The organism is Legionella septentrionalis (assembly GCF_003989745.1).
Lineage (GTDB): Bacteria > Pseudomonadota > Gammaproteobacteria > Legionellales > Legionellaceae > Legionella_A > Legionella_A septentrionalis.
In genome coordinates this window covers 25,254-50,375 of record NZ_RZGS01000007.1, presented here as the reverse complement: position 1 = coordinate 50,375, position 25,122 = coordinate 25,254, and the positions used below count along the sequence as shown (strand labels likewise).

The following is a 25,122-nucleotide window of genomic DNA, read 5'->3' as shown; positions in this document are numbered from 1 at the left end:
TTATCTATTTGTTGCAGTGCTCAGGGAAATTCCAAGGGGCAGGAGGTGCATAAAACTCAGCCCTAAAAAGGTTGGAAATTTGAAAATAGCTCATTATCTTTTTCTGCCGCATTATCCAAACTCCTTTCAGGAAGAGGCAGCTTCTCGCAAGCGGTTTTAAGGGCCTTTATTTGTTCCTCTAGACGCTTTAATTTTTTGATTTGTACTGGAGCTGCTTTTATCTGCTTTTCAGCAGTGCCCATTGCCTGCGAAAGATGGTCGAATTGTTTTTTTTGGGTTACCAATTTTTCCTGCAGTGATTTTATCGAGTGTTCAAAGGAAATTTTGGTTGACTCATAGACTTCCTCAGCAACACATTTTGCCTGTGCGGCAGTAATAAATTTTTGCGGAATAAAGAAAAGTACAAGCGACTTTAGAAAACCTGGATTTTTATCGGCTATAAATTTTTCAAAAGAAGTGGGTACAGCAGGAGACACCAGGTTCTTTAGTTCGCTCTTTACTAATGATATTTCTTTCTCAATTGCCGTGAACGATTGTTGTTTTTTATTTTTTTTAAGTTCTAGCTGACGTTTATTGTTTTCATTTTCAGGAATAGCGTTGTTAATTTTCTCTATTTCTTCGGGGATAATTGCCAGTGCTTCCCCTGCGGCTGCCATAAGCTGACTGATGTCGTCATCATTTTCCGCTTTATGATGCGAAACTTTTTCTGCCTGACTCATTAACGGATTTAGCGTTTCTGGAAAATGACTTTTCCCCTCCAGCTCTAATATGGCATTTACTGCGCTTTTGATTTCATTTCTGATTAATTTTATTTCTTGTTGTTTTTGAGCATATCTTAATTGTATGTCATGCAATGAAAACATTATCATCTCACAAAATAATCCTATTATTTAATTTTAGATCATTTTGTTTCTTTATTTTGCTCTCAAATAAATACGATGTAGTTGCACAGCGGTTACTGCATGATTGCCATAGCGTTTGCCTATTTTCGTTTTATTTAAACAGGACGAATGCATGCATTAAAGACATTGGGCTTTAGATGGCCTAGCGATGTTGTTTCAACAGTTTCTTGAGTTCCGGCCAGGAGCGGGTGTTGAGTACATTTTCCTTTTCTAACCAGCCTCGCCGTGCTTGATCAATTCCAAGCTGCATAAAATTAAGTTCCCGCGTACTGTGCGCATCACTGGAAATAGCTAGTTTCACTCCTTTTTCTTTTGCTTTTTTACAATATTCATCATGAATATCCAAACGAAAAGGCTGTGCATTTAACTCGATAAAACAATGGTTATCAAGGGCTGCCTGTAATATGCGATCCATATCTATGGCATAAGGCGGGCGTGAGCGGATTAGCCTTCCCGTTGCATGCCCCAAAATATTAAAATAAGGATTTTCCATAGCTCGTAAAATGCGCTCAGTTTGTTTTTTTTCATCAATTCTGAATTTAGAATGAATGGAACAGACAATGATATCCAATTCTTTTAAAATATCATTGGATAAGTCCAGGGTGCCATCTTCCAGAATATCCACCTCAATGGATTTTAAAACCAAAAAACCATTTAATTTTGCGTTTAATTTATCAATTTGCTTTATTTGTTCTAGCAAACGTTTTTCATCCATGCCATTGGTAATGGCTAATCGTTTGGAGTGATCAGTGATAGCCAGGTATTCATATCCCTGCGCTAAAGCGGCATTTACCATGGTTTCCAAGGTATTCCGACCGTCTGTTTCAGTGGTATGGGAATGTAAATCGCCTTTAATATCCTGTAATTCAATTAATTCAGGCAAGCGGTTTTGTTGCGCCGCTTTAATCTCGCCCCTGTCTTCACGTAACTCTGGTTCAATGAATGCCAACCCGAGCCTGGCATACAGTTCATGTTCGGATGATAGGGGGATAAATTCCTCATTCCGATATAATCCCGCCTCCTTAATTTCCTCATTTTTTTCACAGGCAATTTTTTGTAATTGCTTTAGATGTTTTTCAGTGCCGGTATGCCAGAGAAGGGAAGCAGCAAAGCATGAGTGATGGATAAAATAAATATCAACCGGGACGCCATTCCACAAGCTTGCCCGCACATGGTTTTCGTCCATGGAAAATACAGAATTAAGCATGGGTAATTCATGACAGAGTGTGCTTGCCAGAGCTTCGTTTTCTGTTTGTACCAAAACAATTAAATGCTCAATTAATTCACGTTTTCGGCGAAATTCTCCGCTGCATTCTACGCGTTGTATGCCATCCGCCTGTTGCAGTTTGTTAATGAGTTCTTTAACAATTGGCAGTGCATGATATAAGCGAATGAACTTACCCTTAGGTTTGCATGCCAAAATGGCTTCTTTAATTTGTTCTGTGAAAGCCGGTGTAAATTCAGTAATGACATGAGACTTGAGAGCTTCCAATAATGTTTTTCTAGTATGAATGCCATATTTTTCGGTGAGCAGCTTTATTTTGTTCGTGCCTAGTCCCTGGATGTTTGCTAATTCATTGATTTTCCTTTGGGGAGTTTGCATCCAAGCAGGAAGTTTATTGGTTTTTACAATTTCTTCGATGGCTGCAGCAATACTTTTGCCAATAGAAGGAAGGGTGGTTAAATCAAAATTTTCCTCAAGTAACAAATAAATATTCCTATCTAGATTCTCAATTACACGCGCCGCACGGGAAAAGGCACGAGCGCGGTAGGGATTGTCACCATAAGCTCGCAATTTTTCTGCTTGCTCATAAAGCAAAGCGGCGATGGCATGGTTATTTTTTTCCATAAGCGAGTCAATAAAATTAACTTCTTTTTTAGCATAGACCAATTTTTTCTTGCTGTTTTTGTGAAGAATGCGGACAAAATTGCAGCAGCCGGTTGCTGTTAACTTAAAAATTTTATGCTCATATTTAAGCCACTGAATTATTTTGTATTTTTTTAAAAAAAAGAAAAATTGAATAAAAAAGCAGCTAAATACTTGCAAGGTATAAAATTTAAATGATCAAAAAGATCATATAAAGATCACAAAAGACTTTAAATAGTCAATCGATCAATTATAATGCAGGTTAAAAAATTATAATTGTGAGTCTTTATTATGCATATGCCGCCTGCAAAAAAACAACGCAGAGAGGCGCCTCAAATCCAAGTATCTCCACAAGAGATATGGGCTTCGCCACAAGTACCAGATTTTATTTTTGATTCCGAATCCGTTCCTGCATCAAACGCAACTCCTGGTTCTGAGCATGAGCCTCGTGGCCATAAAAGAGGGCGCGCTGAAAGAGATTTGTTTGTTGACACGGATTTAGAGATGGAACATGCAACTTATCCTGCAGCATGTTCTACACCACCTCAGTTAGTTGCCAATACTACACCTCACCCTCCACAACGGATGGATGAGACTTTGGCAATAGAAGCTGAAAAAAAGAGGGCTAAACACTCCGCCAGACTTATCTTTCGAAGAAGGAAAGGGAATTTTTTCACTGAACAAGAAATTGAAGCTTTTACAAAGCAACTTACCAGTCCTTTATTTGCAAAAGAGTGGGAAGCTTCCTATCGCAAGCTAATTTCTAATCACACTGGAAGCTTTGCAGACGTGCCCCAAAAAGTTAATAAAAATAGTGCCCTTCGTCAAAAGGGTTATCGTTCAGGAAGAGATGGAAAAAACAGGGGGGTAAAGGAGAAGACTGCAGCACAGTTAGAAACATTAAAAAAGACAAAAGGTGAGGACTGGGTTTTAGGATATATTGACGGTTGGAACAGCATAAAATTGGCAAAGAAAGATGCTGACTACAGGCGAGGGAAGAAAGCTGGTAGAGGTGCTGGCTTGGTCCACACTAAATTTGATAGAGAAAAGTTGCTGGAAAAGCATAAGGAGTACTGGTTAAAAGGCTATCTTGAAGGTTATAAAGAAACGAGTAGCAAGACGACTTCTAAAGAGGCCCACTACAACCGGGGCAAAAGAGCAGGGGCTTTGGCAGCCAATTATGAATGGGCGTTTTCGGAAAAAAATTTGGTTGATAAATATGGCCGGGATTTTTTTGATGGTTTTCGTGCCAGCTATGCGGCAAAGTTGCCCTTATCTAGTGAAAGCAGGGAATATAACCGAGGCTTTAAATCAGGTTATATTGCAAGCCGTCTGGGGTGTGGAATTTCTGAAAAGCGATTGGCCAAACGAGATGCTAAGTATGGCGAAGGATACAAAGAGGGATATAAATTGGGTGAGCAAAATTTTGCCGGACAGCAATCTGTTAATTTGGCAAAATATAATGGCGTACGCGCCGCATTAGCAGGATTTAAACGCCCGAATGAAGCTCATTTTAAAGCCCAAAAGAAAGATGCCGATTATCAAAAGCATTATTTAGAAAGTTATGATGAGGCAATAAAACGTTTTGGGGTTGTCGATCATAAAACTCTTACTTATTACCGGGTGGAAGATTGTGTAGTCGTTTCGTTTTATAGTTCTCAATTAGAGCAAGACAGTGAGGAAAAAAAACTTGCCTGCAAAAAGGCAGAATTTCTCCATAAAAATTTAAAAAAACTTTATGAAAAAACCATTCTCAAGGAAGAAGCTGATGAGTTGCAAATGCGGGTGCGAGGGGCTTTGCTTGTCATCGACAATTATCAAGTGCTTGAAGAGGAATTAGGATTTATCTCTTTGGAACAGTTAGCAGATTTACCCGCAGAAGATATGGCATATTACAGACAAATAATAAAAGAGCCCATTGCTGCCTTGATGGAGGATAATGTCGAAGCCGCGAATAATGACAGCGCTATCTTTTTGGAAATAGAGGAGAGTAGCGTTGCTTCCTTAAACTTGGAAGATGGAATAATTGATATTTTTGAAACGGATGAATTTTTTGAGAATGACGATCAGCCAGAAGCCCTCGAAACTACAAATTTTGCGCCTGAAGAGTCGGACGAAGAAAACATTTCGAATGAAGATGATTTATTTGCTGCTGCAAATGTCTCCAGCATGGGGTTTTTTTCTCAAAAACAACAGCCAAAAGATGTGGGGTTTAGTAGCAATTTAGGTCACGTCTCTAATCAGTACTAAATTAAAAAGCAGACATTTCGGCAGGAGCTAATTTGTAGTTGATGGAAGAGGCGCTCACATTCGTGAGTGCCTCTCTAAACGTTAGATTTATTCAGCCACGTCTCGTTTTTTCTGCCCGGTATAAAGCTGACGAGGTCTGCCAATTTTAGATTTATTTGCAGCCATTTCCATCCAATGAGACATCCAGCCCACGGTACGGGCTAATGCAAAAATTACCGTGAACATATTGGTGGGGATGCCGATGGCACTTAAGGTAATGCCTGAATAAAAATCCACATTGGGGTAGAGTTTTTTCTCGATAAAATAATCGTCTTCAAGAGCGATGCGTTCCAATTCCATAGCCAGCTTGAATAATGGTTCATTATGCGCGTCTACTGCTTCCAACACTTTATGGCAGGTTTCACGCATTACCTTAGCGCGCGGATCATAACTCTTGTACACGCGATGTCCAAAGCCCATCAAGCGGAATGGATCATCTTTGTCTTTGGCGCGCTTAATGTATTCATTAATGCGTTTTACATCACCAATTTCCTTTAGCATGTTAAGGCAAGCTTCATTGGCTCCGCCATGCGCAGGCCCCCACAATGCCCCAATGCCAGCAGAGATACAGGCAAATGGGTTGGCACCGGTAGAGCCGGCCAAGCGCACGGTAGACGTGGACGCATTTTGTTCATGGTCAGCATGTAAAGTGAAAATGGTGTCCATCGCTTTAACCAGGACAGGATTGGGGATAATTTCCTCGCTGGGGACACCGAACATCATATGTAAAAAATTCTCTGCATAAGACATCTTGTTCTGCGGGTACATATAAGGCTGGCCAATTGAGTATTTGTAACTCATGGCGGCCATCGTAGGAACTTTTGCGATTAAACGTACAGCGGCGATATAGCGATCGTTTTGATTATTCAAATCCATTGATTCATGGTAAAAAGCAGACAAAGCGCCAACCATGCCTACCATGATTGCCATGGGGTGGGCATCGCGGCGGAAGCCGTTTAAAAATTGATACATTTGCTGATGCACCATGGTGTGATTATTCACCAGATTATTAAATTTTGTTTTTTCTTCAGCGCCAGGAAGCTCACCATTTAACAATAAATAACAAACATCCAGAAAATCTTTTTTCTCGGCTAATTGTTCAATCGGATAACCACGGTATAAAAGAACACCCTTGTCACCATCGATGTAGGTAATTTTTGATTCACAAGATGCCGTGGACATAAAGCCCTGGTCATAAGTAAAAACACCGTGGGAGCCAAGCGTGTTAATGTCAATCACATCGTTGCCTAATGTAGGGCTGTAAATGGGCAACTCGATTGGTTCTTGCCCTGGTAACGTTAATTGGGCAGTTTTTTTTGTCATATGGACTCCTGTTGGTTAAGAGCTTGTTAACAAGTGTAGCCACTGTACGCAAAAAGTAGTTAACAAGTGCTATAGGCTCAATGTGTTCTACGGCAAGTTCGGAGCGTTCAGCATGAGCATGCATGCTTTGAAATCACCTTGGCAAGAATACATTTTTATAATAGCGTATACGGTCTCTTGCGTTTGTGCGCAGAACTATATAAAAATGACAAGCCTCAGTCAAATTTAAGGTTTCAAAAAAACTACAACCTTTACATTTCTTGCCGGATAGATAGGGATTTTATGATTAAAGCTGCTGAATTACCGTTAAACAAGCGCGGCGCTGTTTACCATTTGGATTTGTTGCCGGAAGAAATTGGCGACTTGATCATTACTGTAGGCGACCCTGCTCGGGTAGAAGAAATCAGCCGCCATTTTGACCGCGTGGAGGTGAAGCGCGCTCATCGAGAATTTGTCACGCATACGGGCACCATCGGCCCGCAGCGGTTGAGTGTTATTTCTACAGGAATCGGCATTCCTAACATCGACATTGTCATGAATGAGCTCGATGCGCTTGTCAATGTGGATTTAACAAATCGCATGCCATGCGCGGAAGCAAAATCATTAACCATCATCCGCTTGGGTACTACTGGGGGCTTGCAAGAAACCTGCAAGCCTGGTGATGTAATTTTAAGCCGGTTTGCCATCGGCTTTGATACGTTGCTTAATTATTATCAGGGCGAATTGAGCGAACATTCCAAAATTGAAAAAGCGTTGAAGCTTCATATGGAGGGAGAAAGCGGGCCTTTTTATTTGGTTGAAGCAGACACGTCTTTGCTACACCATTTTAAGAATATGGGAAGTGTAGGCATTACAGCGACCTGCGGCGGATTTTATGGGCCACAAGGGCGAAGGCTGCGTATTCCCTTATTTTACCCGGCTTTTTTAGATAAGCTCGCAGCATTTGCTTATTCTAATTATCAAGTACTTAATTTTGAGATGGAAACGGCTGGAATTTTAGGTTTGGGACGTTTGCTGGGACATCATTGTTTATCCATCAGTGTAATTATTGCCAATCGTGTGACCGGTGTATTTGCGAGTGACATTAAAGCAACCGTAGAAGAATTTATTGAAAAGGCTTTGAGCCATTTCGAAGGTCTATCTCGCAATGAAGTTTTAGGCGTCCGGCAAGAGGTACTATAAATTTAACCATTGGTAGAGGAGCCTTTGAGGGAGTTGTTTGCCAACTGCGGCTGAGCTAATTCAGCCACTTTAGGCGCAAGGTCTTGTTTAAAGTCATTGAGCTTAAGCTTGGGCGTACTGAAGAAGGTACCAGTAAATCCACGTTGGCTGCCTACCTCGATTACAATGGCAGGAAGAACAAGGATGGCCGCTAAAATTCCAAGAATGCCTCTTAGGATTGGATTCAGTGCAAACCAACCGCTATGCTTTTCTTTAAATGATCGGGCGGTTAGTTTACATTGGTTCACGAATTCAACAACCGATATAGTGCGTTTTTTAAAAAAATCATCAGCTGCCGTAGATAGCTGCTTCGTAAAATTCTCTACGATTTGCGCACCATGTTGGTTCCCATCCTGAATTAAAAGATTTTTATACTCATTTAACTGCAAAAACAACTCATTGAATTCTTTTTCAATGTCTCTGGGCCTTCGATTTTGCTGTTGAACCAGGGATGGTTTTTTCACAACCAGAAGTTTTCCTTGAAAGCCACTGCCAGCTTCTGGATGCAGGGATTTTTTAATTTGGCCCGAAGCATTTTGGGGATTTGTGTAAATTTTTTCATATTTTATCTGCTTTAGCTGCGGGTTTTTTTTAACCGAAACATAGTATTCAGGCTCTCTTTCCGGTAGCAATTGCATGGTGGAGGCATAAAATTCTTCTATCTTGCAAGTGTGCTGTTTTCCCCAGTGAATAAAGTAAAGTTCTTGCTTATCAAGATTAATTCCATTAATCACCGCTGCATGTTCATATTCTCCGCCAAATTGACCCGGTTTACTGGTGTACCGATTCACGTCAAAAAACGCAATGACAAGATTGCCGCTGCTTAAGTTTGCAGCGATGCGTTGCTTGAATAAATTAATATTATTTTTAAAATTAATTACTTCGGCATCATATCCCAAATAATGGCCACAAATTTTCTGCAGTTGCTTGATTTCCAGTAATTCGCCTTGTACTGAGCCCACAGTTTTTGCAAGCTTTCGTACAGAATGGTTGTATTTTTTTATCCCAAATACAGGCACAGGCGTATAGCCGAATAAATCGCCATAATATTTGTCCACTGTGGCAATGGCTGTGGGCTTGCACGTGTGGCCATGCTGTTCGATAGGATTTACTGGAATAAATAGCTTTGTCATGACAATAAAAAGGACATCTTGATCATTTGTTTATTATATTGCAGAAATATTAAGAAATAATTAAGAAGACTGTTAACTAGGAGAAAGAAGACTTTGGGAGTAGCCGGTGAGGGTCATCTTTAGGCAATTCACTGTCCTCTCGTATACTATCGTGATATTCTATTCCGCTATATCAATTAAATTGATTGTATGAGGATAAGTCTTAATTATGGTTTCCGCCAAAGAAGTCACACCGGTCAATATTGAAGATGAATTAAAGCAATCTTATCTTGATTATGCAATGAGTGTTATTGTTGGGCGTGCTCTGCCTGATGTGCGTGATGGGTTAAAGCCGGTACATCGGCGTGTGCTCTTTGCCATGAGCGAATTGGGGAATGATTGGAATAAGCCTTACAAAAAATCCGCAAGGGTAGTAGGGGATGTGATCGGTAAATACCACCCGCATGGCGACACAGCAGTCTACGACACCATCGTGCGTATGGCGCAGCCTTTTTCCATGCGCTACATGTTAGTGGATGGTCAGGGTAACTTCGGCTCGGTGGATGGTGATGCACCAGCAGCCATGCGATATACCGAAGTCAGGATGTCTAAGCTGGCTCATGCTCTTTTGGCTGATCTTGATAAAGAAACCGTTGATTTTAGTCCCAACTATGACGAAACTGAATTTGCGCCGGTAGTATTGCCGGCCCGTATCCCTAATTTATTGGTAAATGGTTCATCCGGGATTGCGGTAGGAATGGCGACCAATATCCCCCCCCATAACCTCACTGAAATTTTGGATGCGTGTGTGGCCTTGGTGGATAGACCTGAAACCGACATCGATGAATTAATGACAATCGTCCCAGGGCCGGATTTCCCAACGGCTGCCATCATCAATGGCCGGGCAGGCATTGTGCAAGCTTATCGTACAGGGCGGGGCCGCATCTTAATCCGCGCTCGTACCGAAATTGAAACGGATGCGCAGACGGGACGGCAAGCCATCATCATCACGGAATTGCCTTATCAAGTGAATAAGGCACGGCTGGTTGAGCGTATTGCCGAACTGGTACGGGAAAAACGATTGGAAGGCATTTCAGGTCTGCGTGATGAGTCTGATAAGCAAGGCATGCGGGTAGTGATTGAGCTCAAGCGCGGCGAAATTGCAGAAGTCATGATCAACAATTTATATGCGCATACTCAAATGCAGAATGTGTATGGCATTAACATGGTGGCACTGGTTGATGGACAACCTAAGACGCTTAATCTTAAACAAATCCTTGAGTATTTTATCAAACATCGCCGTGAAGTAGTCACGCGCCGTTCATTATTTGAATTAAAGAAAGCACGCAACCGGGCGCATTTATTGGAAGGATTGGGGATTGCTTTAGCGAATATTGACGAGATGATTGATTTAATTAAAAAATCACCCACCCCGCAAGATGCCAAAGAAGCCTTGTTGGGCAGAGCATGGCAGCCTGGCATGGTAACCGCGATGCTTGAAAAAACAGGAACCTTTGGTTCGCGTCCTGACGATTTACCGGCGCATTTTGGCCTTACGCAAGAGGGATATTACCTATCACCACAACAAGCACAAGCTATTTTGGAACTTAGGTTACATCGCCTGACTGCTCTTGAACAAGACAAAATTCTAAAGGAATTTGAAGAATTATTAGAAGTCATTAGAGAATTGCTGGAAATCCTTTCTTCGCCGGAACGCTTGATGCAGGTCATTCGCGATGAATTACTCGAAATGAAAGCTCAATTTGGTGATGCAAGGCGTACGGAAATTATTGCTTCTCAGGAAGATATCACCATAGAAGATTTGATTACGGAAGAAGATGTAGTCGTGACTCTTTCTCACCAGGGATACGTCAAATATCAGCCTCTTTCCGCATATCAAGCGCAACGGCGCGGCGGCAAAGGCAAATCAGCTACCAACGTGAAAGAAGAAGATTTTGTTGAACGTTTAGTCATTGCCAATACGCATGACACCTTATTATGTTTTTCCAATCATGGGAAATTGTATTGGTTAAAAGCTTATGAACTACCTTTAGCCAGCCGTATTTCGCGTGGCAAACCTATTATTAACATTTTGCCTTTGGCTGAAAATGAAGCCATTAATGCCATTCTGCCAGTACGTGAATATAAAGAAGAATATTATGTATTCATGGCGACTAAAAATGGAACGGTGAAAAAAGTGCCGTTAAACGCATTTAGCCGTCCGCGTACCAATGGAATCATTGCAGTTGATTTGGATGAAGACGACCGTTTGATAGGCGTTGATATTACCGATGGTCATAAAGAAATCATGTTGTTTAGCGATGCAGGTAAGGTCATCCGTTTTGATGAAAATCTGGTACGGCCAATGGGGAGAACAGCACGCGGCGTTCGCGGTATCCGCATGGGAGAGGAGCAATCTTTAATTTCCCTGGTCGTAGTAAATCCTGAGGGTGGCACCATTCTAACGGCAACGGAATTCGGTTACGGTAAACGTACCGAAATAGCGGAATATCGGATAACCGGCCGCGGTGGACAAGGAGTTATTTCCATTCAAGTGAATGAGCGAAATGGCAAGGTCGTGCGTGCCTTACAAGTTGCTGAAAATGATGAAGCCATGTTAATCACCGATAAAGGTACTTTGGTACGATTTAAAGTGAATGAGCTTTCTATTATCGGTCGTAATACTCAGGGCGTTCGCTTAATTAATCTCTCCGCAGGTGAGCGCGTCGTAGGCATGCAGCGCATAGAAGAAATAGAAGAAATTGACGAGGCTCTAGATGAAGGACATGAAAACGAGAGCCTATAATTTTGGGGCAGGTCCTGCCACACTCCCGGAATCCATTCTTGCCGAGGCTCAGGCTGAGCTTTTAAATTGGCAAGATTTGGGTTTGTCCATTCTGGAGATTGGACACCGGACACCTGAATTTATCTCACTGCTGGAGCAGGCGGAAGCGGACTTGCGCTTGTTGCTGGCAATACCGAAACATTATCATGTTTTATTTTTAAGCGGGGCTGCCCGTACCCAATTTGCCATGATTCCTATGAATTTTTTGGCAAAAGGGGAGCGCGCGGGTTACCTGGTTTCCGGTATTTGGTCTGAATTGGCATTTAAAGAAGCGCAAAAACTGGCGGATGTTTACTGCCTTGCGAGCTCCAAAGACCAGGAATATAAAACGGTGCCGAATGCAGTGGATTACCCGGTAGATGCCAATACCCGCTATATATATTACACACCCAATGAAACCATCAATGGTGTGCGTTATCCGCAAGTGCCGCAAGTGTCGGTGCCGCTAATTGCGGATATGACTTCCTGCTTATTAAGCGAACCGATTAATGTAACTGATTTTGGCTTAATTTTTGCAGGGGCGCAGAAAAATATCTCCATTGCAGGATTAACGGTAGTGATAGTGCGCCATGATTTATTGAATTTAATAAGTCATGCGTCCATTCCCACCATGTTGGATTATCGCACACATGCACAGTATAAATCCTTATATGCTACCCCGCCTGTGTTTAATTGTTATATTGCAGCAAAAATGTTTGCGTGGGTTAAAAAGCAAGGTGGGGTTAGTACGCTTTATCAACAAAATTGCCAAAAAGCTGCAAAACTATACACTTACATCGATCACTCTGAATTTTATAATTGTCCAGTGGCCAAGGAAGCCCGTTCGCTGATGAATGTTTGCTTTTCATTGCCCACACAGGAATTGGAAGAAAAATTCATTATGCGTGCGGCCGAGCAAGGTTTGCTTGCACTGCGGGGACATCGGGCGGTCGGCGGCTTACGCGCTAGTTTGTATAATGCAATGCCGATGGATGGGGTGGAGGCGCTGATTGGTTTTATGCAAGATTTCGCAGAGGAATATCATTCATGAATGGGTATCATTTTATTAGTCATCCGGTCTCATCCCTGAAAGGTGATATCACGATTCCGGGGGATAAATCCATTTCCCATCGCGCCATCATGTTGGGCGCTATTGCCAAAGGCATTACTACCATAAGTGGTTTTCTGGAAAGTGGAGATTGCCTGGCAACGCTCCGCGCGTTTCAAGCGATGGGCGTGAGGATAGAAGGCCCAGTATCCCAACGCGTGGTGATCCATGGTGTAGGAAAGTATGGCTTGCGCAAACCGGCAGCCGTGATCGATTGCGGAAATTCAGGGACGACGATGCGGCTTTTAGCAGGAATACTCGCCGCACAGCCATTTGACAGCGAATTAACCGGCGATGAAAGTTTACTAAAACGCCCGATGGAGCGAATTGCCCGCCCATTGATTAAAATGGGGGCTGTCATCAATACTACGAGTGGTCGCCCGCCCATCTCAATTCAGGGGGGACAAACCCTGCAAGGTATCAACTATGAAATGCCTGAGGCAAGTGCGCAAGTTAAATCATGCCTACTATTAGCAGGAATGTATGCACAGGGCGAAACGCAAGTGATAGAACCTGGGTTAACCCGTGATCATACGGAGCGTATGCTGACGGCTTTTTCTTATCCTATTCAAAAACAAGATAATGCAATCATCATTAATTCAGCCAGTGAATGCCAGGGCACTGACGTCATGGTGCCTGGAGATATTTCATCGGCTGCTTTTTTCATTGTTGCTGCCACGCTTATTCCTGGGGCTGAATTATTCATCCGCAATGTGGGCATTAACCCGACCAGGACAGGTATTATGCAAATCTTACAATTAATGGGCGCTGACATCAGCCTCAGTAATAAACGTTTATGCGGTGAAGAATTGGTCGCAGATCTTTATGTAAGGCACGCGCCTTTGGAAGGAATTGATATTCCTGCCGCCATGGTTCCCATAGCAATTGATGAATTCCCAGTTATTTTCATAGCCGCGGCTTGTGCAAAAGGGCAGACTTTGTTGCACGGTGCCCGTGAGTTGCGGTGCAAGGAAAGCGATCGCATTGCTGCAATGGCCAATGGTTTGCAACAGCTAGGAATTGAAGCGCAACCTCTGGAGGATGGCATATTTATTAAAGGTGGTCATTTGCAAGGTGGCGAAGTCGACAGCTGCCATGATCATCGTATTGCCATGGCATTTGCCATTGCTGGCGCAATAGCCAATGCCCCGGTTAAGATTTTAAATTGTGCAAATGTAGCTACTTCTTTCCCAACTTTCGTATCGATTGCCAATAAAACAAACATGCAAATAGAAGAAACGACTATATAGGGGATTTATATGTCAGTGAGCCATGTGCCTGTTATTACACTGGATGGCCCAAGCGGCACCGGAAAGGGCACAATCAGTTTGATGCTGGCCAAACATTTGGGTTGGCACTTTTTAGACAGCGGTGCACTTTACCGGGTACTTGCCTACGCTGCCATGAAAAAAAATATTGATTTAACGGATATTGCTGTTTTAGTCAAGTTGGCGCATGAGCTTGATTTTTGCTTTAAGGTGCATGAAAAAAACGATTGCCGTGTCGTTTTGGATGGTGCAGATGTGAGTCGAGACATCAGAACCGAACAATGTGGTCAAAGCGCTTCTCAAATTGCAGCAGCCCCTGAAATACGAGAGGCTTTGCTAGCCCGGCAGCGTTCTTTCGCACAACCTCCAGGTTTGGTTACTGATGGCCGGGACATGGGTACCGTGGTTTTTCCGCATGCTGATTTAAAATTTTATTTATACGCGACAGCGGAAGAAAGGGCACGCAGGCGATATTTACAGTTGAAAGAAAAGCAAAATGATGTTAGCCTCGCGCAGGTTGTAGATGAATTGGCTAAACGTGATGCAAGGGATACCGCACGCACGCATTCGCCATTAAAGCCAGCACCTGATGCTGTGCAGATAGATACAACCAGGTTAACAATTGTACAAGTATTTGATTGTGTATTACAATTGGTTAATGAGCGATTAACAGTCGCTAAAAAGTTGTAATTTGGAACACTTATTCTAAACTTTCTGTTCTTGCATAAAAGCAGGAAGGTTCAGGAGCAGTATTCTTTTGTTTTTGGGGGAAGTTGAGAGGATCTTCACTTCTATTTTTATACTAAAGAGTTTATTAACATGTCCGAAAGTTTTAAAGAGTTATTCGAGAAAAGTATTGCTGGCGCCCAATTTTATCCCGGTGCAATTATTTCTGCCAAAGTAATTAATATTGACGACGATTACGTCACATTAAATGCGGGATTAAAATCAGAAGGCATTGTTGCCATTGAAGAATTTCAAGATAAAAATGGCGATTTAGAAGTTAATGTCGGCGATACGGTCGAAGTAGCTTTAGACTCCGTAGAAGATGGCCACGGCGAAACTATCCTGTCCAGGGAAAAAGCCAAACGCCAGGAAGCTTGGCGTAAGCTATCTAAATCGTATGAGAACAATGAAACAGTAACTGGATTGATCTCAGGCAAAGTCAAAGGCGGTTTCACTGTTGAAATCGGTTCAATCCGTGCATTTTTGCCGGGTTCTTTGGTTGATGTAAGACCTGTACGCGATCCTTCCTACCTGGAAGGCAAAGAGCTTGAGTTTAAAGTGATTAAAATGGATCTCAAGCGCAATAACATCGTTGTTTCTCGCCGTGCTGTGGTGGAAGAAGAAAGCAGTGCCGATCGACAAGCCTTATTGGATTCATTGCATGAAGGACAAGTGCTGCAGGGAATCGTTAAAAATCTTACCGATTATGGTGCATTTATTGATTTGGGCGGCATAGACGGCTTGCTGCACATCACTGACATTTCCTGGAAACGCGTCAAGCATCCAAGCGAAGTACTGACTGTAGGCCAAGACGTTAAAGTTAAAGTTTTAAGTTTTGACAGCGAACGCAACCGCGTATCCCTAGGCATGAAGCAATTGGGCAATGATCCTTGGGTTGACTTGGTCGAGCGTTACCCGATAGGCAGACGCATGCAAGGTAAAGTCACTAACATCACTGACTATGGCTGCTTCGTTGAAATCGAAGAAGGTGTGGAAGGTTTGGTGCATATGTCTGAAATGGATTGGACCAACAAAAATATTCATCCAAGCAAAGTCGTTTCTTTGGGTGATCTAGTAGAAGTCATGGTTCTTGAAATTGATGAAGATCGCCGTCGCATTTCATTAGGTATGAAGCAATGCGTGGGTAACCCATGGCAAAAATTTGCTCAAACCCATAACAAAGGCGAAAAAGTCCGCGGTAAGATCCGTTCTATTACTGATTTTGGCATATTCATCGGTCTGGAAGGTGAAATCGACGGTTTGGTTCACTTGTCTGATATTTCTTGGGACATCCCAGGAGAAGAAGCGGTGAAGCAATATAAGAAAGGTCAAGAACTGGAAGCTGTAATTCTGGCCATTGATGCAGAACGTGAGCGGATTTCCTTAGGCTTAAAGCAACTGGAAAGCGACAATTTCACCAGCTATGTTGAAGAACACAGCAAAGGCACTATTGTCAAAGGCAAAGTGACTTCGGTCGATGCCAAAGCAGTTGTAGTCGAATTGGCTGAAGACGTGTTTGGCACCATTCGCGCCAATGAGCTTTCAGATGATAAGGTAGATGATGCTTCTACTCTTGTAAAAGAAGGTGATGAGCTTGAAGCGAAAATTACCAATATTGATCGGAAAAATCGCTCAATTACGCTTTCTGTGAAAGCAAAAGATGCTCAGGATCAGGCAGAAGCCATCAAAAAATATTCACGCACTGGGGAAGCTACTACCACGTTGGGTGATTTATTAAAAGAAAAAATGGCTTCGAAAGAAGGTGAGTAACTGCTTCAATTTAAAAAAAGCGTAGATATCTACGCTTTTTTTTTATAATTTTTTTATTGCAGCGCCTATCTCTAAGCTTTGTTGAAGTTTAAAATATCGCAATTGGTTTCTTTGTTTGTTGTCAGTACTTGTGGAAACTAAACTGCAACTAAAATAAGGATGATTTGATGCGGATAGTGATCATAATTTTTTATTTATTACTGATTTTAGCCGGCGTGAGCTTTGCGGTTCTGAATGCTGCTTCAGTCCAGGTCAATTTTTATTTTAATACCTTAACCATGCCCATTTCAGTGCTCATTATCTTGGTGCTTGGGGTAGGTGTGATTTTTGGATATGGTTTGTTTCTATATAAATATTGGCGGCTCAAGATTGAGAACCATAAAATTAAAAGTCAATTAAAGCTCACGGAAAGGGAAATTAAAAATTTACGCGCCATACCTTTGCAAGATCAACACTAGTTTCGTAAATGTTGTCCTAATAGATTACGAATTGAAGATACAGGGTTTTAGACTTAAATCTCGCATGTTCTTTTGTAATGGATGTGCTGTTAAAGTTTCATGGGGGATCTTTGATGATTAATTTATGGCCACTATTATTACCTGCCGCTGCATGGTCAGGTTGGTGGGTTGCTAAACGCAATTACACTACCAGAGGAAGACGAACTGATAATCATTTATCTCATGAATACGTTGTGGGATTGAATTATTTATTAAATGAACAACCTGATAAAGCGGTGGATGTATTCATAAAATTGTTAGAAGTTGATAGCGATACAGTGGAAACTCATCTTGCATTGGGCAGTTTATTCCGCAGGCGCGGTGAAGTAGATCGTGCCATCCGCATTCACCAAAATTTAATCGCAAGACCCCAGTTAAGCATGTTACAGCGTAAAGAAGCGCTCATGGCTCTTGGCCAAGATTATATGAGTGCGGGTGTGTTTGATCGAGCCGAGCGTATTTTTACTGAAGTCGTTGATCTGGGTGGAAATCGTGAAGTTAGCAGCTTGCACGGTTTACTGGCAATTTATCAGCAAGAAAAAGCTTGGGAAAAAGCTTTGGAAATCACCCGCAAGATTGAGGATTCAACGGGTACCAGCATGCATGCGCAGGCGGCGCATTATTATTGTGAAATGGCCAATCAAGCCATCAAGGAAAAAACGTACGATAAAGCTTATTATGCAATTAAACAAGCGCTTGCCATCGATAAACAATCTGTGCGTGCCAGCCTCATGCAAGCTGATTTGGAAATCAAAAATAACCGTTATAGACAAGCCATTCGTGCATTAAAACGGGTTCCGGAACAAGATCCTGAATTTCTTACGGAAATTATTGAGCCCTTGGTGCATGCTCATAAAGAATTGGATGTTATGGAAGAATGCATTGATTACTTCGAGCAAACTTTATCTGAACATCCCCGTGCTTCCGTAATTTTTGTAATTGGCGAATATTTACGGCAGGAGAAAAATATAGATTTTGCCATCGATTTTGTCTCTTCACAATTAAGCCGACATCCCTCCATTCGTGGATTAAACCGCCTGATTTGCTGGCATTTGGAATCTGCAAATGGCAAAGTACGCGAAAAATTGCAAATGCTATACGATATCACCAGTAAATTTTTAGATAATAAACCGGTTTATCGTTGCGGCCAGTGTGGTTTCTCAGGCAAGCTGTTGCACTGGCATTGTCCCAGTTGCAAGCAATGGGGTAGAATGAAACCTATTCATGGTTTGGAAGGTGATTAGTACTTCCACGTCCGAAAAGTAATCAATTGTGGTAGAAAATGTCGGTAAAACTCATCATTGCTCTTGATTTTGATAATCTGCACGAGGCCTTTAAACTTGTTGACCAATTAAACCCCAATGAATGTGCTCTTAAAGTAGGCAATGAAATGTTTACTTTATTTGGACCTGAGTTGATTAAGGCTTTGGTTGCCAAGAAATTTAAAGTCTTTCTTGATTTAAAATTTCACGATATTCCAAACACAGTGGCGCATGCGTGCAAGGCTGCAGCTGAATTAGGCGTTTGGATGACAAATGTTCACGCTGCAGGCGGTTTGGCTATGTTGCAGGCAGCGCGGGAGGCTTTGCATGCATATGATAGTCGGCCATTACTCATAGCAGTTACCTTGCTGACCAGCATGAGCGAAAATGAGGCCGCGCAGACCGGTTTGACTGCACCTCTTCAGGAGCATGTGCAAAAGCTTGCATTGCTGGCTCAAAAAGCAGGTCTGGATGGGGTAGTTTCTTCGGCCCTTGAAGTTCCGACAATCAAAAAAAATTGCGGCCATAAATTTTTAACGGTCACACCAGGGATCCGCTTACCATCCCATGCAAAAGATGATCAAACTCGAATTGTCACACCGGAAAATGCTTGGCAATTGGGCAGTGATTATTTAGTAATAGGCCGCCCCGTTACGCGTGCACCGAACCCTCGGAAGGTAATCGATGAGCTGCTGCTAACTTGTACGTATAGTCATGGATAAGCCTCTGCATCCCTATTATCTGCAAGCCATGGGCATTGAAGTTTGGGAATCGCGCCAACAACTCCCTATGACTTCATCTTGCTCGCTGTCTTCGCTTGCAAAAGAAGTTTCTGCGTGCAAACGTTGTGTATTACATCAAACACGTACTCAAACAGTTTTTGCCCGCGGCAATCCACAAGCTCAATTAATGATTGTCGGAGAGGCACCTGGTTTCTTTGAGGATAAACAGGGGCTGCCCTTTGTAGGTAAAGCCGGTATTTTATTAAACAAGATGCTAAACAGCATTGGTTTAACAGAAAATGATGTTTATATTGCCAACGTGCTTAAATGCCGCCCGCCGGATAACCGCGATCCGAAAATTGAAGAAATTGCCGCCTGTTCTAGTCATTTAACGCAACAAATCCAATTGGTAAACCCTAAACTTATCATGGCTGTAGGACGTTTTGCCGGTCAATTCTTACTAAATGAAGCCCGGCCCCTAAATAAGATGCGCAACACGCTTCATTCATATGAAGGCAAACCGTTTATTGTCAGTTACCACCCTGCATATTTGTTGCGAAGACCAATAGACAAAGGAAAAGCTTACCAGGATTTATTGCGGATCAAACAATTATTAGAGCAATAATGCTATAAACCTTCATTAAGGAAGAAAATTGTTTTGTAAGGACATACATGGAGTTAGCGCAACCATCTAATCGCAAGCCAATAATTTATGGTGGCTTTACCTGGATAGAATTGCTGATGGCACTTGTCATTATGGCAACAGGATTTTTGCTTGCCTTACCTTCCCTGCAGGCAAGTTATGAGAGAAACCATATGGAAACAAGGCTTGGGGAAATTGAAACCATCCTGCGCTTTGCCCGAAGTCAATCTTTAATACAAAATCAACCTCTGGCTTTAACTCCTCTGCCTGCTGCAAATGATTGGGCAAAAGGCATGATTTTATTCACTGACAATGCCAAGCATACTTACCAACCTGATAGCAAAATTTTTCATGAATGGCGCTGGCGTGCTTCTGATCTACAAATAACCTGGCATGGTTTTTATGCAAAACATTACCTGATTTTTGCAGATAACCTTTGTGAAAGCGCAATGAATGGCTATTTTTTAATAAAAAATAAAACACAGCAGTACAAGTTAATTGTTAACCGTTTGGGCCGTGTCCGTAGAACGTTAATTTCCTAATACTCTATACTTTAAAGATGAGATGCAAGAGTCTTACGTTATGATAGAACTTGGCCAAGCGGGTTTAAGTAATATTCCGCAAAAAGCATTTACTTTGGTTGAGTTTCTTACTGTTTTGGCCATGGCTGCCATTTTCATAGCGCTCGCCGTTCCTGGTTACTATGGTCTAATTCAAAACAATAAAGTAGTTAGTGTAGCCAATAAATTATCAGCAAGTCTTGGCTTGGCCCGCATGGAAGCAGTCAAAAGGGGTGTGCGGGTGTCGGTATGTCCTGCTGCCAATGCGGCATTTAGTGCTTGCGGTAGCAATGCTCAATGGTCACAGGGATGGATTGTTTTCATAGATGCAGATAATAATAATGCCATTGAATCCAGTAATGATTTAGTAAAAGTTGCCGAAGCCTTGCCAGGTGGCACGCAAATTTCTACATCTGCCCGCATCATCAGTTTTGATAGTACTGGATTTTTAACCACGGGATCCACGTCGTTAACGCTTAGGGCAAGCGGATGCACAGGGAATAATGCACGTGTTATCAGTATCGCGACGAGTGGGCGTTTAAGTGTTGCTACTGCTGCTTGTAATTAGTTATCATCTAGGCAAACTTTGTTTCACGAATAACGCATGTTAATCACGCCTTTCGGATTTCCATCCTCAGCTGTTGAACCGCCTGCAAAACTTTTACCTTGGCTTACGCACCGGCAATCCTTAACGGAAAAATTAAAAGCCATAACTTCAGGGGTCCGCCTGCAAGTTTTAATGCAGCAATGGGGTTGGCGTGGTTGGTGGGATAATTACATACTGCATTTAAATAGCGGCCGGGTTTTACACCGCGAGATTGTAATGAAAGTTGGGGAGGAAGCTTGCTGGTACGGTCGCACCATCCTCCCCGAAAAGACTTATCAACATAACGCGGCCTTATTCAAGCGTTTGCAAAATGAATCATTAGGGCAATTGATTTTTGGGGCAAATAACATTGAGCGGATTTCTTTAGTTTATTATCCAATCACCCCCAAAGTCATTGAGTATCATTGGCTGGACGCAGCCTTGCATCACGGCGCGCCGGCTTTGTGGGGAAGGCTTGCGGAATTTATAGTATGCGATCATTTTCCTTTTTATCTGCTGGAAATTTTATTGCCAGGCTTAAATCAATATCTTGAGTAAAAACATGCGCTTAGGTAGTTATTTCAGATTAATGCGTTTTCATAAACCCGTGGGTATTTTATTGCTTTGGTTTCCGACAGCATGGGCTTTATGGATTGCCAATAACAATAATCCACCCGTACAACTCATTGCCTATTTCCTGTTAGGTACGGTGTTTATGAGGGCGGCAGGATGTGTGGTTAATGACATCGCCGATAGGAATATCGACAAGCACGTGAAACGGACTAAAGAAAGACCTTTGACTTGCGGTGAAGTTAATCTAGCAGAAGCTTTAATTTTGTTATTAATTCTGCTTTTTGCAGCTTTGCTTATTGTCATGCAGTTGCCGGCTGCCTGCTTTTATTATGCTTTGTTTGCTGTGGTCATCACGGTGTTATACCCATTTTGCAAGCGTTTTTTACAAGCGCCGCAATTGGTCTTAGGGCTTGCCTTTTCCATGGGGATCCCCATGGCTTTCTCTGCTTCGCATGCCTTGTTCGATTACCGGTTCGTCCTTCTTTTAGCAATTAATTTTGCCTGGATAATAGCGTATGACACCATGTATGCCATGGTTGACAGAGCGGATGATTTGCGTATTGGGGTTAAATCCACGGCAATTTTTTTTGCAGATTATGATCGCATGGCCATCTTATTTTTACAGATTTCATTTCATTCCTCATGGCTTGTTCTGGCTTATTTCATGCATCTTTCTTCATTGTTTTATGCAGGGTGGGGATTGGCTGCACTGGTTTTACTTTACCAGCAGCAACTGGTAAACAGCCGTATTGAAAAAGCCTGTTTCAAAGCATTTTCTTGTAACAATTGGTATGGTCTCATCATGTGGCTAGGAATAATCGCCCATTGACGAGCAGTAATCAAATACGCTGACAACTATATTAATGTACTTCCAGAGGGATTGCTGCTCATATTTAAAGGGTACAGGCTAACTGTTTCTTTCTATGCTAATCTCGAAAATTAATTCTATTATTAAAAAGTATATTTTAATTAGAAAATAATAATTAATCAAAAGGTTATATGATAATCATCATACCATTCGCGTAAACTATATCCAAAAAGATCATTTGTTGCTGTGTTTTTTTCTGTCATCTGCTGTAGAATTGCCCACTCAAGCAATTATTTCACCAATAATCCTATGTATAATCCTAATAAGAAACGAAGAATTGATGCAGGGTATCAAGGCAGTTTTTCTACACCACCACTAGATTCATATTTTTCGGCTGGGTTTTTATCTGTTTTAGCATCTGAATGGCAGAAACCTGCTGCTGAATTAAATGCTGCAGAGATATTGGGACCTTTATACCAGGCGCCTTTTTACCCTGCTGCTACATCATCAGTGCAGCAACCGCTGATAACAGGTGGGGCGTTGGATTATTCACCGTCCACCCCATTCTCGGAAGCTTCTGCAGCAGCTTCCTTGCCGGAACCTGCATTCATTTTGAATGGGGGCATAAACGTCTTTGACAATGAAGAATACGATATTGCAATTGCCGATGAGATAAAAAATGCCACCACAAAGGCAAACCATAATTGGCTAAACAGAGTGTGGAGAGCCAACAGTATTGCTGAGAGAGCTTTGAAAAATATCTCGCAAATTAATCAAGAAAAACATACTCAATCACTAAGAGTAGAAGGGGAGAATGATGGAACGCTTCATGCCATAAAAGAACTTCCCAAACTTCCCAGAGCCCAATTAATGGGCAAAGGCCAAGGGTATGCTGATGCCTATGAACAAGCCTATTCATTAGCGCAAGCTGCAAAAAATCAAAATTTCATGCAAATCGATTCCGATGAAGCAAGAAAAGCCGGAATACATTATGCGGTAAAAAAGATCCCCCCACTTCCCAGAGCTATGCTAATGCAAAAAGGCCAGGAATATGCAGATGCATATCAGGCGGGCTATGATCAAGTACAGGCTCAAAGAGGTAAAAAACGCGCACGTGCCGATAGGCTAAAGAATTCAACGCCAGTTAACTATGAAGTACTTTTGCAAGAACAAGGAAAAGCATACGCAGATGCCTATGCGGGTTATTTAGGGATACGTCCCATCAGCGAAAAACCTCCGTTGTTGGCAAAACGAACGCTGCAAGAAATTGACCCACTATCAAAGAATTTACAGGGTTCTGCTCCAGGTAGATCAGACAGTACGACATCTGATTTTGTAAAGCAAAGTCCCCAGCCTGACTTTAGACCTGGTTCTGTGTCCCCATACAGTTTTTTTGTAAGGTTGCCCGCCCAGTTTGAAAGTAGCCTGATATCGCTGGATGATGATGCAGCAGGGTTAAATTCTAATATTTGCCTAGAATAATGAGGTGTTGTTGTCTGGCTTTACCTTGTAATCCTATACAAGGTAAAGCTTGAATTTGAAGCGAAGTACAGGGAGTGTTTGCAAGTTGGGTCATATCTTTGCGGCAACAACAACCATTTATTCAGTTAAAATTTTGAAAATACAAAAAATACAATCACTTAACTGCATGAGATCAAAAAAAAGCCACCAAGCTCATATTTTGCTGTATTATTTTGTTGCAAATGGAGTATAATCGCTCACTCAATTAATTATTTAGCCAATTCGTATGTATAATAACTCTAAAAGACGAAGAACCAATTCAGGATATGAAGGGCAATTTGACCCGCAATCAATAACACCATTGAGTAATTACTTTCCACAAGGAATCTCTTCCCTGGTTCTGGCGGAATGGGAGAAGCCTGTACCCAAACCGGATGCAAAAGAAATATTAGGGCCATTTTACCAGGAACCTGTTCAGAATTTTTATTACACTCCGTTTTTAGCACAGCCTGCACCGATGCCCTCTCAGCAACGGATATTTACTTGTTCAACACCTGCCTTGTCCATGCCGCAAGCCGCACCAGTAAGTTTGCCAATACTTGCAACCACTACTGTTACCAATGAAAGCATAGAAATTTCCGATGATGAAGCAGAGGTAATTGAAATTTCCGATGATGAGGTAGAAAATGCATCTGCAAAGAGGAGTGGCAAGGTTGGGAAAAAAAGAAAAGCTTGGCTACCTCCCAGTTTATGTGATGAAATTCTTAAGAATATGGAACGGGATCAACAGGACAGGAATCCACCACTTGCAGTGCAAAGTGCAGGGGGAGGAAGTGATGTAACAGAACATTCTTTCGAATCTGCCAGAATAGAACCTGTGCAGAGGAAAAAAAGAAATGATAGCGATGAGGGGCGCAAGCGTAAAAGAGGTCATGATGCCGGACGCTATGCCGCATTAAATCCACCATACAAGCCGATGCGTAACCGTGAGCAACTCTTGCAAAGAGGAGGTCAGGTGTACGCTGATGCTTATGAAAAAGCCTATCGGTTTTATTCATCTGCGGAGCAACGTTTGTTGCATGAAGCAAGGACACTGGGAAAAAAGGTTGCAGAGAAAGAAATAGAGCCGCTTTCAAATGAGGAAATGCAGGAGAAAGGTTGGGGAACATCGCAGGTCGATGCGTATAAGCTTAGTTCGTTAAAGACTAGAAAAGGGCCGATTAAATTTATTAATTGGCAGCCTAGAGCAAGTGTTTCGGCTCTTAGAGAGGAGCATGTTCCAGCTCAAGCCAGCAGTTCTTCCAATTCCGGATTGATGAATGAGGATAAAGCTCGGCAAGTGCCTATGGGTTTGCAAAATAAAGAACAATTTGCCTTAAGTAGCTCAGCCAATGCATCGAGCAGCAGCGCATCGGATTTTGTAGAGCCAAGTGCTCAGCCTATCTTTAGCCCTGTTCCTCTGTCCCCATACAGTTTTTTTGCAACTCCGACTCAATCTCCAAGCAGACCGCAATCCCAGGCAAACCCAACAGCGGGGATGTAGTTTAACTTTCGTGTAGAGTAATTACCCTTTATTCTGCCTTGTGGGCTTAAATCAACA

Annotated in this window: 21 protein-coding genes; 17 read left to right on the top strand and 4 right to left on the bottom strand. The window is 42.2% G+C overall.

Features of this window, described 5'->3' with window-relative positions; genetic code table 11:
* Positions 1 to 62: 62 nt before the first annotated feature.
* Together ELY11_RS04030 and polX are read right to left on the bottom strand one after the other, a co-directional pair.
* Positions 63 to 863 carry a coiled-coil domain-containing protein gene (locus tag ELY11_RS04030; RefSeq protein WP_127032570.1) on the bottom strand — a complete coding sequence of 267 codons (801 nt, stop codon included), beginning with the start codon at positions 861 to 863 and terminating at the stop codon, positions 63 to 65.
* 181 nt (positions 864 to 1,044) lie between these two features.
* On the bottom strand, positions 1,045 to 2,751 hold the full coding sequence (polX, locus tag ELY11_RS04025; protein ID WP_127032569.1) for a DNA polymerase/3'-5' exonuclease PolX: 1,707 nt from the start codon (positions 2,749 to 2,751) through the stop codon (positions 1,045 to 1,047).
* 309 nt (positions 2,752 to 3,060) lie between these two features.
* Here polX and ELY11_RS04020 point away from each other — a divergent pair, with 309 nt between their 5' ends.
* Positions 3,061 to 5,019 carry a hypothetical protein gene (locus ELY11_RS04020; RefSeq protein ID WP_127032568.1) on the top strand — a complete coding sequence of 653 codons (1,959 nt, stop codon included), beginning with the start codon at positions 3,061 to 3,063 and terminating at the stop codon, positions 5,017 to 5,019.
* An 87-nt stretch (positions 5,020 to 5,106) separates the two neighbouring features.
* Here ELY11_RS04020 and gltA read toward each other — a convergent pair whose 3' ends face one another.
* Entirely contained in the window at positions 5,107 to 6,381 is a 1,275-nt protein-coding gene (gene gltA / locus ELY11_RS04015) for a citrate synthase (protein ID WP_126953502.1), read from the bottom strand.
* Between the two features lie 282 nt (positions 6,382 to 6,663).
* Between gltA and ELY11_RS04010 the strand changes: the two genes are divergently transcribed.
* Complete coding sequence (locus ELY11_RS04010; RefSeq protein ID WP_126953503.1) at positions 6,664 to 7,563, top strand: nucleoside phosphorylase; 900 nt, start codon at positions 6,664 to 6,666, stop codon at positions 7,561 to 7,563.
* A 2-nt stretch (positions 7,564 to 7,565) separates the two neighbouring features.
* Here ELY11_RS04010 and ELY11_RS04005 read toward each other — a convergent pair whose 3' ends face one another.
* Positions 7,566 to 8,735, bottom strand: a complete 1,170-nt coding sequence (locus ELY11_RS04005) for a hypothetical protein (RefSeq protein WP_126953504.1) — start codon at positions 8,733 to 8,735, stop codon at positions 7,566 to 7,568.
* 205 nt (positions 8,736 to 8,940) lie between these two features.
* Between ELY11_RS04005 and gyrA the strand changes: the two genes are divergently transcribed.
* The 15 genes from gyrA (at position 8,941) to ELY11_RS03930 (ending at position 25,065) form a co-directional block, all read left to right on the top strand.
* Positions 8,941 to 11,520 (top strand): DNA gyrase subunit A, encoded by a 2,580-nt coding sequence (gyrA, locus tag ELY11_RS04000; protein ID WP_199741510.1) that lies wholly within the window; start codon positions 8,941 to 8,943, stop codon positions 11,518 to 11,520.
* Positions 11,501 to 12,589 (top strand): 3-phosphoserine/phosphohydroxythreonine transaminase, encoded by a 1,089-nt coding sequence (gene serC / locus ELY11_RS03995; protein WP_126953506.1) that lies wholly within the window; start codon positions 11,501 to 11,503, stop codon positions 12,587 to 12,589. The genes gyrA and serC overlap by 20 nt, the downstream gene beginning before the upstream one ends.
* Positions 12,586 to 13,896 (top strand): 3-phosphoshikimate 1-carboxyvinyltransferase, encoded by a 1,311-nt coding sequence (aroA, locus tag ELY11_RS03990; RefSeq protein ID WP_126953507.1) that lies wholly within the window; start codon positions 12,586 to 12,588, stop codon positions 13,894 to 13,896. Before serC ends, aroA begins: the two co-directional genes overlap by 4 nt.
* A gap of 9 nt (positions 13,897 to 13,905) precedes the next feature.
* The gene (cmk, locus tag ELY11_RS03985) at positions 13,906 to 14,604 is read left to right on the top strand and encodes a (d)CMP kinase (RefSeq protein WP_199737729.1); all 699 of its coding nucleotides are present in this window, start codon (positions 13,906 to 13,908) and stop codon (positions 14,602 to 14,604) included.
* Positions 14,605 to 14,733: 129 nt separating this feature from the next.
* The gene (gene rpsA, locus ELY11_RS03980) at positions 14,734 to 16,410 is read left to right on the top strand and encodes a 30S ribosomal protein S1 (RefSeq protein ID WP_126953509.1); all 1,677 of its coding nucleotides are present in this window, start codon (positions 14,734 to 14,736) and stop codon (positions 16,408 to 16,410) included.
* Positions 16,411 to 16,577: 167 nt separating this feature from the next.
* Positions 16,578 to 16,868 carry a LapA family protein gene (locus ELY11_RS03975; RefSeq protein ID WP_126953510.1) on the top strand — a complete coding sequence of 97 codons (291 nt, stop codon included), beginning with the start codon at positions 16,578 to 16,580 and terminating at the stop codon, positions 16,866 to 16,868.
* A 113-nt stretch (positions 16,869 to 16,981) separates the two neighbouring features.
* Entirely contained in the window at positions 16,982 to 18,151 is a 1,170-nt protein-coding gene (gene lapB / locus ELY11_RS03970) for a lipopolysaccharide assembly protein LapB (RefSeq protein WP_126953511.1), read from the top strand.
* A 38-nt stretch (positions 18,152 to 18,189) separates the two neighbouring features.
* The gene (gene pyrF, locus ELY11_RS03965; RefSeq protein WP_127032566.1) at positions 18,190 to 18,891 is read left to right on the top strand and encodes an orotidine-5'-phosphate decarboxylase; all 702 of its coding nucleotides are present in this window, start codon (positions 18,190 to 18,192) and stop codon (positions 18,889 to 18,891) included.
* Positions 18,884 to 19,516: a uracil-DNA glycosylase gene (locus ELY11_RS03960; protein ID WP_126953513.1), complete on the top strand. Its 633-nt coding sequence runs from the start codon at positions 18,884 to 18,886 to the stop codon at positions 19,514 to 19,516. The genes pyrF and ELY11_RS03960 overlap by 8 nt, the downstream gene beginning before the upstream one ends.
* A 47-nt stretch (positions 19,517 to 19,563) precedes the next feature.
* Positions 19,564 to 20,076, top strand: coding sequence for a GspH/FimT family pseudopilin (locus ELY11_RS03955; protein ID WP_126953514.1), 513 nt, complete (start codon positions 19,564 to 19,566; stop codon positions 20,074 to 20,076).
* 22 nt (positions 20,077 to 20,098) lie between these two features.
* Positions 20,099 to 20,662, top strand: coding sequence for a GspH/FimT family pseudopilin (locus tag ELY11_RS03950; protein ID WP_126953515.1), 564 nt, complete (start codon positions 20,099 to 20,101; stop codon positions 20,660 to 20,662).
* Positions 20,663 to 20,698: 36 nt separating this feature from the next.
* On the top strand, positions 20,699 to 21,238 hold the full coding sequence (locus ELY11_RS03945; RefSeq protein WP_126953516.1) for a chorismate--pyruvate lyase family protein: 540 nt from the start codon (positions 20,699 to 20,701) through the stop codon (positions 21,236 to 21,238).
* A gap of 4 nt (positions 21,239 to 21,242) precedes the next feature.
* On the top strand, positions 21,243 to 22,082 hold the full coding sequence (gene ubiA / locus ELY11_RS03940; RefSeq protein WP_126953517.1) for a 4-hydroxybenzoate octaprenyltransferase: 840 nt from the start codon (positions 21,243 to 21,245) through the stop codon (positions 22,080 to 22,082).
* 288 nt (positions 22,083 to 22,370) lie between these two features.
* A complete protein-coding gene (locus ELY11_RS03935; RefSeq protein ID WP_126953518.1) occupies positions 22,371 to 23,543 on the top strand; it encodes a hypothetical protein in 1,173 nt (390 codons plus the stop codon).
* Between the two features lie 265 nt (positions 23,544 to 23,808).
* Positions 23,809 to 25,065: a hypothetical protein gene (locus ELY11_RS03930; RefSeq protein ID WP_126953519.1), complete on the top strand. Its 1,257-nt coding sequence runs from the start codon at positions 23,809 to 23,811 to the stop codon at positions 25,063 to 25,065.
* Positions 25,066 to 25,122: the final 57 nt, after the last annotated feature.

Bases quoted from the DNA above. Each gene is read 5' to 3' on its own strand.
- ELY11_RS03950 (WP_126953515.1), top strand. From the start codon at position 20,099: ATGCAAGAGTCTTACGTTATGATAGAACTTGGCCAAGCGGGTTTAAGT.
- pyrF (WP_127032566.1), top strand. From the start codon at position 18,190: ATGTCGGTAAAACTCATCATTGCTCTTGATTTTGATAATCTGCACGAG.
- cmk (WP_199737729.1), top strand. From the start codon at position 13,906: ATGTCAGTGAGCCATGTGCCTGTTATTACACTGGATGGCCCAAGCGGC.
- ELY11_RS03930 (WP_126953519.1), top strand. From the start codon at position 23,809: ATGTATAATAACTCTAAAAGACGAAGAACCAATTCAGGATATGAAGGG.
- ELY11_RS03975 (WP_126953510.1), top strand. From the start codon at position 16,578: ATGCGGATAGTGATCATAATTTTTTATTTATTACTGATTTTAGCCGGC.
- ELY11_RS03935 (WP_126953518.1), top strand. From the start codon at position 22,371: ATGTATAATCCTAATAAGAAACGAAGAATTGATGCAGGGTATCAAGGC.
- ELY11_RS03955 (WP_126953514.1), top strand. From the start codon at position 19,564: ATGGAGTTAGCGCAACCATCTAATCGCAAGCCAATAATTTATGGTGGC.
- ELY11_RS04010 (WP_126953503.1), top strand. From the start codon at position 6,664: ATGATTAAAGCTGCTGAATTACCGTTAAACAAGCGCGGCGCTGTTTAC.
- rpsA (WP_126953509.1), top strand. From the start codon at position 14,734: ATGTCCGAAAGTTTTAAAGAGTTATTCGAGAAAAGTATTGCTGGCGCC.
- ELY11_RS04005 (WP_126953504.1), bottom strand. From the start codon at position 8,735: ATGACAAAGCTATTTATTCCAGTAAATCCTATCGAACAGCATGGCCAC.
- serC (WP_126953506.1), top strand. From the start codon at position 11,501: ATGAAAACGAGAGCCTATAATTTTGGGGCAGGTCCTGCCACACTCCCG.
- ELY11_RS04030 (WP_127032570.1), bottom strand. From the start codon at position 863: ATGTTTTCATTGCATGACATACAATTAAGATATGCTCAAAAACAACAA.
- polX (WP_127032569.1), bottom strand. From the start codon at position 2,751: ATGGAAAAAAATAACCATGCCATCGCCGCTTTGCTTTATGAGCAAGCA.
- lapB (WP_126953511.1), top strand. From the start codon at position 16,982: ATGATTAATTTATGGCCACTATTATTACCTGCCGCTGCATGGTCAGGT.
- ELY11_RS03945 (WP_126953516.1), top strand. From the start codon at position 20,699: ATGTTAATCACGCCTTTCGGATTTCCATCCTCAGCTGTTGAACCGCCT.
- gltA (WP_126953502.1), bottom strand. From the start codon at position 6,381: ATGACAAAAAAAACTGCCCAATTAACGTTACCAGGGCAAGAACCAATC.
- ELY11_RS03960 (WP_126953513.1), top strand. From the start codon at position 18,884: ATGGATAAGCCTCTGCATCCCTATTATCTGCAAGCCATGGGCATTGAA.
- aroA (WP_126953507.1), top strand. From the start codon at position 12,586: ATGAATGGGTATCATTTTATTAGTCATCCGGTCTCATCCCTGAAAGGT.
- ubiA (WP_126953517.1), top strand. From the start codon at position 21,243: ATGCGCTTAGGTAGTTATTTCAGATTAATGCGTTTTCATAAACCCGTG.
- ELY11_RS04020 (WP_127032568.1), top strand. From the start codon at position 3,061: ATGCATATGCCGCCTGCAAAAAAACAACGCAGAGAGGCGCCTCAAATC.